We start from the raw sequence: 13,457 nt of genomic DNA, 5'->3' as shown, positions 1-13,457 counted from the left end.
GTCGAGCGCCACGGCGAGAATCATGCGTTGTTGCCCACGGCGGAGTTCAGACGTGATTCGATTGGCGTAGAAGTGCGGGCCGATACGGGGCTTGCGGATCGTCGTCTTCATTCTCGGGGATGGCGCATGAGCCGAATTCCTGCCTGATCCGCTCAATCTCGGCCATGCGCTCGTGTAGCCGCTGCAAGTGCTCCGGCGATGTCGCCCGCCAGAATCGGAACGTGTCCGGCGTCAGCGGCAGGAACGCAGTGCCAAACAGGGTCGGTTCGGGAACGATGGTGCGTCCGAGCAGCATGAACCGGTTCTCGCCAGAGACGACGAGGGTCGCATAGCCGCGGTTTCCGATCCGCTTGATCCCGTTCAGCGACCATTCGCTGAGCTTGCTGAAATAAGGCTCCTCCCGCCAGCGATCGGGGCAATGATCGTCGACCGTGACATTGACCGCATCCTGGCTGAAATGGACGATGAGCCCGGCCTTCTCGGGAATCCAGTCGTCGTCGAGATGGCCTTGCAGCCAGGCGCAGACGAATGAGCGGCACATCTGCGGACGGCGGTCGTAGATGGTGCATCCCGTGCCGTTCTGCCAATGCTTGCACAATTGGTTTACCGGCTTGTCGACAGCGGCCACTTCGAGGATGTCGCAGCAGGCGTTGCACGTTCCGCATTGTCGAGACGGCGACGGTGGTGCTCGCCGGTTGGCCGGCCGAAAACCCTGGCCGTCGCGGATGAGGAACTTTTGCTTCTCCAGCGTGCTCAGCGCGCGCTCGACCTTGAGGCGAGACAATCCAGTCGCGTCAACGATACCCTTCATCGTCGTCGCGCCGGCCTCCACCGCGCGAACGACTTGCAACTCCGTCTGATCCATCGTGTTCTGCTTGTTGGTCGGCTTCTATCCGGCTATCGCGTGGGCCCAGAACCTGCTGGGAATTGGCCCCAGCGTGACGGCTAGCAGTCGCATGGATGCGGGATTTGCGCAAACGGAGGTCGCGCAGGAAGGTTCGTTTTAAGCCAACCCGCCCGGGAAGGCTGGTTCCGGGCACTTGCGGCGCTGGCCCACCTGGCCGCCGAATGTCGTCACTGTGCGCCCGATCCGCCCTGCACGATCTTCTCGTTCAGCTTGAGGTCCACGGTCTCGACGGTGCGGTCGATCTCTGCATTGGGCACGCCGAGCTGATGCGATATCAGCTTCACCAGGAGGTCGACGCGCTCGATGAACGGCGCGCCGCTTGCCACCGCGCGCGCAGCCGATGACGGCTTGAGCAGGCTTTCGGCGGCTTTGGCGTATTTTGCGAACGGCACCTGGTCCTGCGGATCGGCGCCGAGACGGCGGGCGATTCCGTCGACGTGATCGTAGATCGTCTGCGAGCGCGCGAGATCGCCGTGTACGGCGTCGCGGATCGACTGCGGCTCGTGCGGCGTGATGCAGCGGTAGTTGCCGGTCAGCAGCATCGACCATTTCGCCAGCGGCACGAACAGCGAGTCGAACACCTTCAGCTTCACCGGCACGTCGTGGCCGTCGAGGGTCACCGCGTCGATGTCGGCTTCGAGCTCGCGCAGCACCTTGTTGTGCTTGTCGTCGGCGAAGGCCGATGCCTTGAAGTTCGTGGGCAGGCCGACGTGAAGCACGTTCGCAGCCTCTTCCGGCGGACGGAAGGCCTGCGGGTCGGGCGAGCACAGCGTCACCAGCCCCGGCTCGAAGCGCTCCCACACCTGCGCATTGGTGTAGGCCTCCTCGAGATCCATGTCTGCGAGCGAGGGGATCCGCTTCAGATAGGGCAGCGGCGGCATGTTCATGATCGACAGGCACGGCAGCTTCGCCGCGGCGATCCTGACCATGAGAACGCGCACCGTGTGGTTGGTGTATTGCGGCTCCTGCATCGCAAGGCCGACCATGTCGTAACGGGACAAGTCCACATTGGCCGGCGTCACGGCGTCGAGCTTGCCGGGCAGGTCGCGCGAGAAGATGGCGCGGTGAACCGCCTCGTCACGCAACTTGATGCGGACCTCGGTGCCCTCGCGGTTGATCAGCTCCGCGGTCTTGGCGCGACAGACCAGGGTCACGTTGTGCCCCGCCATCAGCAGCTTCGTGCCCAGCAAGGAGCCGTAGGAAGCCCCGAGAATCAGGATGTTACGCGCCATGCCTCGTCCCTTTGACAATGTGTGTGATTTTTGAGCCCCGGCCGTCATCCGCGGGCGAATTGCCGGCATGTAAGGCAAAGTGCCCGGGGATGGCAACTGGTATAATGCATACAAGGGTGGGTACAGGGGTCTTGTTGTGTCGCGCCTTTGTCAATTCGCCCGAATGAAAATATTTCGCTTTACCGAAATTCGGAAATGCCGTATGTGTCGTCTATCCCGGCTCACCCTTGAGGGGCGACCATGTGTCGTGATGGTCGTAGAGCCGGGCTTGCGGTGGACGCGACAGCGTCGGGCGCGAGAGGCGTGGGCGGGGCGGATTGCTCTCCGTGAGCCCAGAACTTCGTGCCGACGAGCGGCGCTGTCAGGTTCGTCTCGTCATCAGGTCGGCGGCAACGTGCACAACGCCGTCGAAACCGGTGGCGACAAGCGAGCCGTGCGTACGGCAAAACCGTGTGGTCCTGGCCGTCGTTGCTACGGTCAAGCCTTGGCGGAGGCGGCACTTGCGTCAACCGGCGCGGCGTCGCGACTTTCGCTGGGGTGAGGGAGGCCAAAACGAACTCGGCTCCCGGGAGAGCACGGCATACGCCGTAAAGCCACTGCGCAGGGAAGGCTGAGTGATTTGGCTACACCTGTATGCTGCTGTGCGGTTTCCTTGCGCTACATCTTCGCGCAGCGGACCGCGGGTGTCAGCCGGCACCCGGCCTTCCCTGCACCCTCTTGGACACGAGGGTGGATCGACCAGCAAAGCTCGGGCGAAATGCGCCGCGAGGATGCGAAGGCGTGTCTGCAATCAAGATGCGAGCTGGAAGAGTGGCGCTGCCGCCTCATACTTCGTCATTGCGAGCGCAGCGAAGCAATCCAGAGTCTTACCGCGGAGGGATTCTGGATTGCTTCGCTGCGCTCGCAATGACGATGGGGAGGCGGGCGCGCGCCTCAGCCCTGGCTTGCGACGCGCGCGCGGTCGAGATGGGTCTCGATCTTCGGACGGTCGCGGGTGCGCTCGAAGCTGGTGCAGAGCAGTTCGGTCTCCTCGATCGAGACCGGGGCGCGATACAGCCGGCACATGAATTCGGCCGTTGCGCGTCCCTTGCCGGTGGCCGGGCCGCGTTCGGCGAGAAACATGCAGTCCCGGCAGACGCTGGCATCGAGCCGCTGATGTGCCGCGTCGAGGTGATTGAGGATCTCCCGCAGCGAGTCGCGCAGCCTGACGCACTCGTCGGTTCCGAGCGCAATGACCGCGTTCATCACGTGATTGATCGGATCGTGCTGGTTCAGGCACTTTTCGCCCTGCGCAGTGACGTGCAGCACGACAGAACGCTTGTCCTCGTGCGACGGCTTTCGCACCAGGAAGGACTTGCCCTCCAGCGTCTTCACGATCTGCGATGCAGTCGCCCTGGTAGCGCCGATGAAGCCTGCGAGCGCAGACGGCGTGCGCGAAAACTTGTTGGCGCGGCCGAGAAAGCGCAGCGCCATCCATTCCCGATCGCGCAATCCATGTTGATTGCCTTCGAAATACCAAGCCCTCGCCGCCTGAACCAGCAGCTCGACGGCTTCTCTTGCCAATGGCATGAATTCCTACCTTGCCCCGGGAAACACGTATGCGGCGCCCCGGAGCCGCCTTCCGTCGTCGCGCACGAGCCGTTTGCGAGAAGCCGTACCGCCCGCAATATCCGACATATGCACCGTGCTCTTCTCTCGCGCGAAGGCACGGACTGTCCGGCGCCCGACCTGGACTGACGGGCACTGCAAGCTATGGCGCGGGATGCGATGTTGCTGATCGTATGCCAATCGTGGCGTCGTCGCACGAGAGCCCGAGTAGCCGTCGCCAGCAGACGATGGATCGGAGTAGTTCAACCGAAGCCCCTAAAGTTCAAGTCACAAGCAGATGTTTCTTGTCTTCCAACGAAACGATGAATGAGCTTATCAACAAAATCAAGTAGAGACGCTCTCGGAGACCGGATGTCGTCGCAGGCGAATGTAACGTTCAAGACAATCTCGCTCTTCGGGACACATGATGGTGAACAGCAATACGCTGTCCTACGAGCAACATGCACTCAACCATGCGACGGTTTGATTGCACGGCACGTGGCTGTCGTTGGTGCAAGTTGATCGAAGCTTGTGCACGACGACGATGTGCACCGGAATGTCATCCACAACTTGTGCGTTCGGCTGGAGAATCGCCAAGGGAACTCACAGGAACTACACGTGGCGGTTGTCTATGCCGCGATCGCGGACTCGCTGGGTTCAGTCGCTTCCAGCGCGATCGCCTGTCGAAAACAACGAGCAGGACGCGACCGGCGGGTGCGCGTCGTCTCAGCCTGCGACCGGCTAGTCGCCCTTGAGCATGTCCCGGAGTTCGCGGAACGGATCGGCGCTTGGTGGAGCCGAGGCGTCCTGCCGCATCGCGCCGTAGATTCTCGGAACCATGTCGACCGCCTGGTCGAGCCCCGAATCACGTCCCGGCTGGTATCCGCCCATCAGGCGAAGGTCGCGCGTGTCCTCGTACTTGGCCATCATGGCGCGCAGCTTGCTCACCAATTCGCGCTCTTCGGGATCCCAGACGTTATGGGCGAGGCGGGAGACCGAACCCAGAACGTCCACGGCCGGATAGCGTGCCTGATCGGCAATGTGCCTGGAGAGCACGATGTGCCCATCGAGTGTGCTGCGGATGGTGTCGGCGATCGGCTCGTTGTGATCGTCGCCGTCGACAAGCACGGAGAAAATCCCGGTGATCGTCCCGGATCCCTCCTCGCCGGGTCCGGCGCGCTCCAGCAGACGCGGCAGATCGGTGAAGACGGTGGGTGCGTAGCCGCGCGCCGACCGCGGGCTCACCGGCGGCGAGCGCGACCTCGCGGGCAGCGTGGGCGAAGCGGGTGATCGAATCGACCATGAGCAGGACCGCTTCGCCCCGGTCGCGGAAATATTCGGCGACGGCCATGGCCGTCTTCGGCGCCAGCCGCCGCATCATCGGGCTTTCGTCTCCCGTCGACACGATTGTGACAGCGCGGTGACGATCAGCACCCAGCACGTCCTCGATGAACTCGCGCACCTCGCGGCCGCGCTCGCCGACCAGGGCCAGCACGACGGTGTCAAACCCCTGACTGCGGGCGAGCATCGCAAGCAGCGTCGATTTGCCGACGCCTGAACCGGCAAAGATGCCGACGCGCTGGCCGGCGCAAATCGGGGCGAACAAGTCGATGACGCGTACGCCGGTGCGCAGCGGCTTGTGGACGCGCGCGCGCTTCATGGCCGAAGGCGCATCCGCCTCCGCCGAGACCGCACGCGATCCCGGAGTGAGAGGGCCCAGTCCGTCCAGCGGCGCCCCGAGCGCGTTGATGACGCGGCCCTTCCAGCTCGGATCGGGCGCGAACGACAGTGGCGGCATCCGGTAGGCGACCGAACCGAGGCCGCCGGCGAACTGCCGGTCGAACGGCTTGGCGATGATGCCCTCGCTGTCGATCCGTACCACCTCGCCGATCTGGGGCTTGCCGCCGGTGTTGACGCCGATCAGTTCGCCAAGCCTGACGAAGCGCGACAGGCCGGAGACGCGGAAATGCGTCGGCGCGATCTCGGAGATCGCGCCGCTGACGCTTGCCAGGGGAGTGCTCTGCTGAAGCTCCAGCAGCGCCCACTCAAGTTGCCGAAGAGCGTTCAAGGAAACCGTCCAACCTCATTGCGCGCGAGGCGCAGTCTATTTGCCGGGTTCGCCCAGCGTCCGGATTGCGTTCTGGAGCGAGCTCTCGGTGCCCTCGATCATCGAATTGGTGCCTTCGAAGGCGCGCGAGGCCGCGATCAGCTTGGTCAATTCCATCATCGGATTGGCGCCGGAGCCCTCGACATAGCCCTGCTTGAAGCCGTCGCGGGAGAAATCGACGATGGCGGTCGCAGGCCGGTCGGGCGTGACGCCCGAATTGCCGTAGCGGTCGAGATTGGCGTCAGCGGGAATGTTGAACAGGCCGATGGTGCCGATCTCGTTGTTGTCCTGGGTGATCGTACCGCTGCGCGCGATCGAGACCGGTCCGCCGTTCGGATCGAGCGTGATCTGCGCGCCGCCGGAATCGATGACGGGGAAGCCGGACACGGTCTGAAGGTCGCCGTTGGCGGCGATCTGGAGGCGGCCGTCGCGCGTGTAAACCGTGCCGTTCGGACCGGCGAACGCGATCCAGCCCTGTCCGACCACGGCGACGTCGAGCGGGTTGCCGCTCTCGGTGATGCTGCCCTGCTCGCGGGAGATGATGTTGTTGCCTGGCGAGGAGAAGGCGACCGGGTTCGCGCCCGCCTTGGACAGCACGGTCTCGAACTTCACCACGTCGGTGCGGAACGCCGCCGTGTTGACGTTGGCGACGTTGTTGGCGATCGTCTGGAGACGCTTTTCGAGGGCGACCTGCGCCGACAATCCCACATAGAGAGCCGATTGCATGATTTACCTGTTGAACTTGATGTTCTGAAGTGTGGTGAGCATGTTGGTATCCATGCTGATCGACGTTGCGGCGCCGGCGATCAGGACCAGCGCGGGGTTGGTCGAGGTGTCATTCTGGGCCTGGGTCGAATCCCACATTGCCGCGAAGCGCTGCACGAATTTGGTGACCTTGGCCGGGTCCTGGAAGTCGGCGAGGTTGACCTTGCTCGTGATCAGCTTGGCCTGGGCATCGATGTCTGCCGAGCTGATCGTCGCCGGCAGGCCGAGCGCCGTCTGGACCACCTGCGTCATCGCCTTGTCCGCGAGGATCTGGTAGGAATTGGTGATGGTGGAGGCCTTGCGCGTGAAATAGAGCGCCAGCCGCAGGCCCTCGTTCTGGTCGCCGGCCTTCTCCTCCATTGTCTGCGTGACGAATTGGGTCGCGACACCGGCCGTAGCCGCGGCGGTCTGGGTCGCCTTGTCGCCGAGAGCGGCGAAATTGAAGGCAGCGGCGAATTGCCGGTAGCGGGTGTCGGTCAGCTTGTTGGCGAAGGCTTTGTTGTCGGCGATACCCTCGGTCAGCACCTTGCGCATGAACGCCTTGGCGTAGGTCATGTCGCTGAGACCAAAGGCCTTCATCGCGTAGGAATAGAGGCGATAGTCCTTCAGGAAGTCGTCGATGGTCTTCACATTGCCGATGTGGCTGAGGAAATAGTCGGTGTCGCGGCTGACATCCGGCTGCGTCGCGACCTGCGTCAGCGACTTGCCCATGTCCTTGGTCAGTCTGGTGTAGTCCGCGATGGTGGATAGCATGACACGCGTCCCTCTGGCCGCTCTTGCGACGTCGTCCCAAGCTGCCGTGAATTGCTTGCGCGAGGCTGACGACGGGGAAGCCAGCTTCGCGCAAGGCTCGCCGACTAGATATTCCCGATAGGATCGGTGATGGAGCGGCGTGTTGGGCAGTTTCGTGGGGATCGTCATCACGGTAGCGGCACTGCTGGGTGGATTTGCCGCCATGGGCGGGCATCTGGGCGTGCTCATGCAGCCGTGGGAGTTCGTGATCATCATGGGCACCGCGGTCGGCACCTTCATCATGGCCAATCCCTGGAAGACGGTCGTGGATACCGGGCTTGCCTGCATGCAGGCAGTGACGGGGGCGGTGCCCGGTCAGCGCTACTATCTCGACCTGCTCGGCGCGCTCCACGCGCTGATGCGCGAGCTGCGGGGCAAGGGGCGCAACGAGGTCGAGGCACATATCGACGATCCCGCGTCCTCCGAGATATTCAAGGCGTTCCCGAGCGTGCTCGGGGATCCCTCGGTGCTCCAGTTCATCTGCGACTACGTCCGCCTCATCATCATGGGTAACGCGCGAACGCACGAGATCGAAGCGTTGATGGACGAGGAGATCCACACCATCGTCAAGAGCAAGCTGACGCCCTACCACGCGCTGGTGGTAGTCTCGGAGGCGTTGCCTGCACTCGGCATTGTCGCCGCGGTGCTCGGCGTCATCAAGGCCATGGGCGCGCTCGACCAGTCGCCGAAGCTGCTGGGCGGCTTCATTGGCGCCGCCCTCGTCGGCACCTTCGCCGGTATCTTCCTGTCCTACGGCATCATTTCGCCATTCGCGATGAAGGTGAAGATGACGCGCGAGAAGCGTTGCCGGCCCTACATCATCGTCAAGCAGACGCTGCTGGCGTTCATGAACGGGGCCATGCCGCAGATCGCCGTCGAGCACGGCCGCAAGATGATCGCGAGCCCCGAGCGGCCCTCGATCGACGTCGTCGAGAACGAGACGATCGCCGGCCCCAAGGCTGTCGTGACCGAGGTTGAACCGAAGGCTGCGCGCGCATCATGATGGAAGACCTCGACGTCGATCAGCGCAAGCAGCTGCCGAACTATCTGCTGGACGCCGCCGGCATATCGATCGAGCGTATGCCGATGCTCAATGTGATCTTCGATCGCATGGCGGCATCGTGCACGGACAGCCTGCAGCCGATGGCCGGCACGCCGTGCTATTTCTCGGTCAACGGCATTACCAACGACCGCGTCGGCGACATCGTCAAGGACTACGAGGCCAACGCGGTTGCGGCCGTGCTCTATGCCGAGCAATGGGACTCCCGCATCATCATCATGCTCGACCGCGACTTCGTGTTCACCATGGTCGAGGCGATGTTCGGCTCCGACGGCGCCGAACCGCCGCTCGACGTCGAGCGCAGCTTCTCGAACATCGAGATCCGCCTGGTCCAGGCGCTGTTCGAGCGGTTCGCCAAGGCGCTGCAATCCGCTTTCGCCGGCACCTCCAACGTCACCTTCCGCGTGGAGCGGGTCGAGACCGCCATGGCGTCGCTGGCGATCGGGCGGAGCGGCAACATGTCGATCTGCGCGAACATCATGCTGCAGGCACTCTATCGCGGCGGTCAGATGTTCCTCATCATTCCGCACTCCGCGCTCAACCCGCTCAGGCAGAAGCTCGCGACCGTCGTCGTCAGCGACGGCCGCGCGGCAGATCCGCGCTGGCGCGAGCAGATGGAGAGCGAGGTACACCGCACCGAGGTGACGCTGAGCGCGGTGCTCGACGAGAAGATGATATCCCTCGAGGACGTCGTGAAATTCAAGGTTGGACAGGTGCTCGAGCTCGAAGCCACGCCGCGCACGCTGGCCCGGCTCGAGAGCAACAACCAGGTGCTGTTCTGGTGCCAGATCGGCCAGCTTGATGGCTACTACGCCATGCAGGTGGCAGATCCCGTCGATCAGAAACGGGAGTTCGTCGATGATATCCTATCTCGTTGATGCCGTGCTGCTGATTGCGCTGGCCTTCACCAGCATGCGAGTGACCCGGATGCATAGCGAGCTGGCACGGTTGCGCAGCTACCAGGGCGAGTTCTCGACTATCGTCCACGAGACGGCGGGTGCGTTCGATACGGTCATCACCGCGGCGCATGATTCCACCGCGAATCTCGGTCGGCTCGCCAACGTGCTGAGCACGAAGATCGATCAGGCCCACGAGGCGATCGCGGCCCTCGATGCGAGAAGCGGGCTCGCACCCGCGGCGACCGCGGGCGGCACCGACGTGAACAAGCATTGAAGCCGAAGCCGGCAGAACAAATACGATCGGGACGTTGCGGCGCTCCGGGAGCGGAAATACCAAGAGGCGAAACCAAATGGCGCAATCCTTCGACTATGAGTCCGCAGCGGCGTCCGACGACGGGCATACCGAGACATCTCCGCTGGAGCGGCTGGCGGAGATCGCCGCGCGCACCGCGGAGGAGAGTGGCAAGTTCGCCAATGTCGATGCCATCCTGCGTATTCCCGTGACCATGCAGGTGGTGCTGGGATCGGCGACCATTCCGGTGGCAAACCTGATGAAGCTCGGCCGTGGCGCGGTGGTCCCGCTCGATCACCGGGTCGGCGAACCTGTCGACGTCGTCGTCAACGGCCGCATCGTCGCCCGTGGCGAGGTGGTCGTGGTTGAAGAGGACAATTCCCGCTTCGGCGTCTCGCTCACCGAGATTGTCGGGCCGTTGGGGCAGGGTGATACCTGACCATGGCGGCACAGGTCGGCATCGCTCCCATCAAACAGCGAGGCGTTGCCACGCTGGGCGGAACGGAGAAGGTCGCGGCACTTCTGCTCGCCATGGGCCGGCAGGCGGCCGCGAGCGTGCTCGCGCAGTTCGAGCCGCAGGATATCCGCACCGTGACCAAGGCCGCGGCCGAGCTGCGGCCGATCACCGCGCAGGAACTCGAAGCGATCGTCGAGGAGTTCGCCCAGCAATTCTCGATGGGCGCCAACATTCTCGGCACCCTTGGTGGCCTGGAAGCCGTGCTCGGCGACGTGCTTCCGGCCGACCAGGTCTCGGCCATCATGTCGGACCTGCTCGGCAATTCGAGCCGGTCGGTGTGGGACCGCGTCTCGTCGGTGTCGGAAAACTCGCTGGCGAGCTACCTCTCCAAGGAGCATCCGCAGACCGCGGCGCTCATCCTGTCCAAGGTGAAGCCGTCCTGCGCCGCCAAGGTCATGAGCCAGCTGCCGTCGAGCCTGCGCAACGAGCTGATGCGGCGCGTGCTCAGCCTCAAGCCGATCGTCGACGACGCCATGAGGGTGCTCGAAAAGACGCTGCATGAGGATTTGACGCTGAACTTCGCCCGCAACCTCGGCGCGGACACCTACGCCCGCGTCGCCGACATCATCAACAAGATGGAGCGCGGACACATCGAGGACATGCTGAAGAGCCTGTCGGAGAAGCGGCCGAAGTCCGCCGAAGTGCTGAAGGAGCTGCTGTTCACCTTCGACGACGTGACCAACCTGACGCCGAAGGCGCGCACCATGATCTTCGACCAGGTGCCGACCGATCGCATCGTCATCGCGCTGAAGGGCACCGACAAGCACTTCCGCGAGATGATCCTGTCCTCGGTCGCCTCGCGCGTCCGCCGCGTCGTCGAACACGAACTCGCCATCGGCGAGCCGTCGAACCAGCGCGACGTGCTGGAGGCGCGGCGTGTGATCACCGACCTCGCGCTCGACCTCGCGGAAAAGGGCGAAATCGAGCTCAACCCCGAGCAGGAGGATGAGCTGGTCTTTCGCTGACCGCTGAACGGGCATGGCAGAAACAACCGATCAGGAGGGCAAGACAGAAGAGCCGACCGAGAAAAAAGTCCGCGATGCGCTCGAACAGGGCAAAATCCCGGTCTCTCGGGAGGCTTCCATCTTCGCGTCGATGGCGGCGCTGATGGTGATTCAGATGTTTCTGATCGGCCAGGGCGTGCAGCAATTGACGCCGATGCTGACGAGCTTTCTCGACGATCCCGACGGCTTCCCTCTCAGCACCGGGGCCGACGCCCTCAATCTCCTCACCGTAGTGGGCCTTCAGGCATTGCGATTCCTGGTGCCGCTGGTCGTCATTCTGTCGGTGTTTGGGCTGGCAGCGTCGTTGCTGCAAAATGCGCCGAGCCTGGTGCTCCAGCGCATCACGCCGGATATGTCGCGAATCTCGCCGCTTAGCGGCTGGAGCCGGCTGTTCGGAGCGCAGGGCCTCGTCGAGTTCGCCAAGTCGCTGTTCAAGCTTGTCTCGGTGACAGTCGTCGTTGTCGTCGTGCTGCGCTCGTCGGAAGCGAAGGCGTTCGAGGCGATGTATACCGATCCGGTCGCGCTGCCGGAGATGATTCTCAACATCGCCATGCGGATCGTCTCGGCGATCTGCATCGCGACCATCGTCCTGGTCGCGATCGATCTCGCCTGGGCGCGCTTCCACTGGCGGCGTGAGCTGCGCATGACGCGGCAGGAGATCAAGGACGAGCACAAGCAGGCCGAAGGCGATCCGCTGATCAAGGCGCGCCTGCGCTCGCTGGCACGCGACCGCTCGCGCCAGCGCATGATCGCCTCCGCATCGCGCGCGACGCTGGTGATCGCGAACCCGACGCACTTCGCGATCGCATTGCGCTACAAGCGCGAGGAAAACCCGGCGCCGATCGTCGTGGCCAAGGGCATGGACGTGATCGCGCTGAAGATCCGCGAAATCGCCGAGCAGAATCGTATTCCTGTGATCGAGAACAAGGCGCTGGCGCGGGCGCTCTACGAGGCGGTCCAGGTCGACCAGGTGATTCCGGCGGAGTTCTTCCGACCGGTCGCCGAGATCATCTACTTCCTGCAGTCCAAGCAGGCGCCGCAGACCGAGAAGGTCCAGTAGAATTCCGAGGACGACGTCTCGCGCATCAGCCTGACGAAAGCTTGCGACCCTAAGCTCAACCCGAATGAACCAGAATGGTGATGTCGTGGGACCGCTTTATCTCTTCGAACTCGCATCGTCGCAGGCGCGTTACCTCGAACTCCGCCAGTCGACGATCGCCACCAATGTCGCCAACGCCAACACGCCGGGCTTCAAGGCACGCGACGTCGAGCCCTTCAACAAGGTGCTCGACAGCACGCCGGTGAGGCTCGCGACGACGTCGCCGTCGCACCTGCAGCTCTCCGCGGCCGAGAGCGACACGCGGGCGACCGCGAAGAAGGACAGCTGGGACGTGGTTCACTCCGGCAATTCCGTCAGTCTCGAGCAGGAAATGATCAAGGGAAGCGACGTCAGTCGCGACTACTCGATGAACTCGGCGGTGGTGCGGTCGTTTCACCGCATGCTGCTGTCGAGCGCGAAGACCTGAGGTGAACTGACATGCTGGACTCACTGCAATCTTCGTTGACGGTCGCGAGCTCCGGGCTCGAAGCGCAGTCGACGCGCATGCGCATCGTGTCGGAGAACCTCGCCAACGCGACGTCGACGGGGCGCGCCGCCGGCGCCGATCCCTATCAGCGCAAGACCATCACCTTCGATGCGGCGATGGACCGCGCTTCCGGCGCGCAGCTGGCGAAAGTCAAGGAAATCGGGGTCGACACCACGCCGTACCGCGTGGAGTACGACCACGGGGCATCCCGCTGCCGACAAGGCCGGCTACGTCAAGCTGCCGAACGTCAACATGATGATCGAGATGGCGGACATGAGGGAAGTCAATCGATCCTATGAAGCCAATCTCCAGGTCGTGAAACAGGTGAGATCGATGCTGGGCATGACCATCGACCTGCTGAGGAGCTGACAATGCTTGAGGCAATTTCATCCACCGCGATTTCAACCGCGCAAGCGGCGAGCCGTGCGACCGAAGCGCAGGCCATCTCGCCGGCGGCGACGCCCGCGATGCAGTCCGGCGGCGATGTCGGATTCGAATCGGTGATGAAGCAGGTCACGACGGACGCGATCGGGACGCTGAAGGCGGGCGAAGCGGCCTCGATCTCGGCGATGCAGGGCAAGGAATCGACGCGGCGCGTCGTGGAAGCGCTGATGTCGGCTGAGCAGGCCTTGCAGACGGCGGTCGCGGTTCGCGACAAGGTCGTGCAGGCCTACCAAGAAGTCGTTCGGATGTCGATCTGATCAAGGAG

13 protein-coding genes and 2 pseudogenes are annotated in these 13,457 nt (G+C 63.6%); 9 read left to right on the top strand and 6 right to left on the bottom strand.

Translation table 11 applies throughout. The features are described 5' to 3' along the window. Nucleotides 1-46: 46 nt before the first annotated feature. From ACVWYI_RS32910 to ACVWYI_RS32885, 6 genes and pseudogenes are all read right to left on the bottom strand, one after another. Nucleotides 47-865 (bottom strand): YkgJ family cysteine cluster protein, encoded by an 819-nt coding sequence (locus tag ACVWYI_RS32910; protein ID WP_247344717.1) that lies wholly within the window; start codon nucleotides 863-865, stop codon nucleotides 47-49. 209 nt (nucleotides 866-1,074) lie between these two features. Further along, nucleotides 1,075-2,139: a ketopantoate reductase family protein gene (locus ACVWYI_RS32905; RefSeq protein WP_247344714.1), complete on the bottom strand. Its 1,065-nt coding sequence runs from the start codon at nucleotides 2,137-2,139 to the stop codon at nucleotides 1,075-1,077. Between the two features lie 933 nt (nucleotides 2,140-3,072). Further along, nucleotides 3,073-3,708, bottom strand: coding sequence for a MarR family winged helix-turn-helix transcriptional regulator (locus ACVWYI_RS32900; RefSeq protein ID WP_247344711.1), 636 nt, complete (start codon nucleotides 3,706-3,708; stop codon nucleotides 3,073-3,075). Nucleotides 3,709-4,467: 759 nt separating this feature from the next. Further along, nucleotides 4,468-5,794, bottom strand: a pseudogene (fliI, locus tag ACVWYI_RS32895) (flagellar protein export ATPase FliI). 36 nt (nucleotides 5,795-5,830) lie between these two features. Next, nucleotides 5,831-6,559: a flagellar basal-body rod protein FlgF gene (flgF, locus tag ACVWYI_RS32890; protein WP_247344705.1), complete on the bottom strand. Its 729-nt coding sequence runs from the start codon at nucleotides 6,557-6,559 to the stop codon at nucleotides 5,831-5,833. Between the two features lie 3 nt (nucleotides 6,560-6,562). Continuing rightward, nucleotides 6,563-7,351, bottom strand: a complete 789-nt coding sequence (locus ACVWYI_RS32885; protein ID WP_247344701.1) for a DUF1217 domain-containing protein — start codon at nucleotides 7,349-7,351, stop codon at nucleotides 6,563-6,565. Between the two features lie 142 nt (nucleotides 7,352-7,493). Between ACVWYI_RS32885 and motA the strand changes: the two genes are divergently transcribed. The 9 genes and pseudogenes from motA (at nucleotide 7,494) to ACVWYI_RS32840 (ending at nucleotide 13,449) form a co-directional block, all read left to right on the top strand. Then, nucleotides 7,494-8,393, top strand: a complete 900-nt coding sequence (gene motA, locus ACVWYI_RS32880) for a flagellar motor stator protein MotA (protein ID WP_247344698.1) — start codon at nucleotides 7,494-7,496, stop codon at nucleotides 8,391-8,393. Further along, nucleotides 8,390-9,328: a flagellar motor switch protein FliM gene (locus ACVWYI_RS32875; RefSeq protein WP_249803923.1), complete on the top strand. Its 939-nt coding sequence runs from the start codon at nucleotides 8,390-8,392 to the stop codon at nucleotides 9,326-9,328. Before motA ends, ACVWYI_RS32875 begins: the two co-directional genes overlap by 4 nt. Beyond that, complete coding sequence (locus tag ACVWYI_RS32870; protein WP_247344696.1) at nucleotides 9,309-9,623, top strand: hypothetical protein; 315 nt, start codon at nucleotides 9,309-9,311, stop codon at nucleotides 9,621-9,623. Before ACVWYI_RS32875 ends, ACVWYI_RS32870 begins: the two co-directional genes overlap by 20 nt. 76 nt (nucleotides 9,624-9,699) lie before the next feature. Beyond that, on the top strand, nucleotides 9,700-10,080 hold the full coding sequence (fliN, locus tag ACVWYI_RS32865) for a flagellar motor switch protein FliN (RefSeq protein WP_247344694.1): 381 nt from the start codon (nucleotides 9,700-9,702) through the stop codon (nucleotides 10,078-10,080). A gap of 2 nt (nucleotides 10,081-10,082) precedes the next feature. Beyond that, nucleotides 10,083-11,123, top strand: a complete 1,041-nt coding sequence (locus tag ACVWYI_RS32860) for a flagellar motor switch protein FliG (protein ID WP_247344689.1) — start codon at nucleotides 10,083-10,085, stop codon at nucleotides 11,121-11,123. Nucleotides 11,124-11,136: 13 nt separating this feature from the next. Then, nucleotides 11,137-12,222, top strand: a complete 1,086-nt coding sequence (gene flhB / locus ACVWYI_RS32855) for a flagellar biosynthesis protein FlhB (RefSeq protein ID WP_247344686.1) — start codon at nucleotides 11,137-11,139, stop codon at nucleotides 12,220-12,222. Nucleotides 12,223-12,286: 64 nt separating this feature from the next. After that, nucleotides 12,287-12,688 carry a flagellar basal body rod protein FlgB gene (gene flgB / locus ACVWYI_RS32850; RefSeq protein WP_247344684.1) on the top strand — a complete coding sequence of 134 codons (402 nt, stop codon included), beginning with the start codon at nucleotides 12,287-12,289 and terminating at the stop codon, nucleotides 12,686-12,688. An 11-nt stretch (nucleotides 12,689-12,699) separates the two neighbouring features. Continuing rightward, nucleotides 12,700-13,117, top strand: a pseudogene (gene flgC / locus ACVWYI_RS32845) (flagellar basal body rod protein FlgC). Nucleotides 13,118-13,119: 2 nt separating this feature from the next. After that, on the top strand, nucleotides 13,120-13,449 hold the full coding sequence (locus tag ACVWYI_RS32840; protein ID WP_247344681.1) for a flagellar hook-basal body complex protein FliE: 330 nt from the start codon (nucleotides 13,120-13,122) through the stop codon (nucleotides 13,447-13,449). Nucleotides 13,450-13,457 lie beyond the last annotated feature (8 nt).

Source organism: Bradyrhizobium sp. LB13.1 (assembly GCF_054056815.1).
This window is presented reverse-complemented; position numbering and strand designations above follow the sequence as displayed.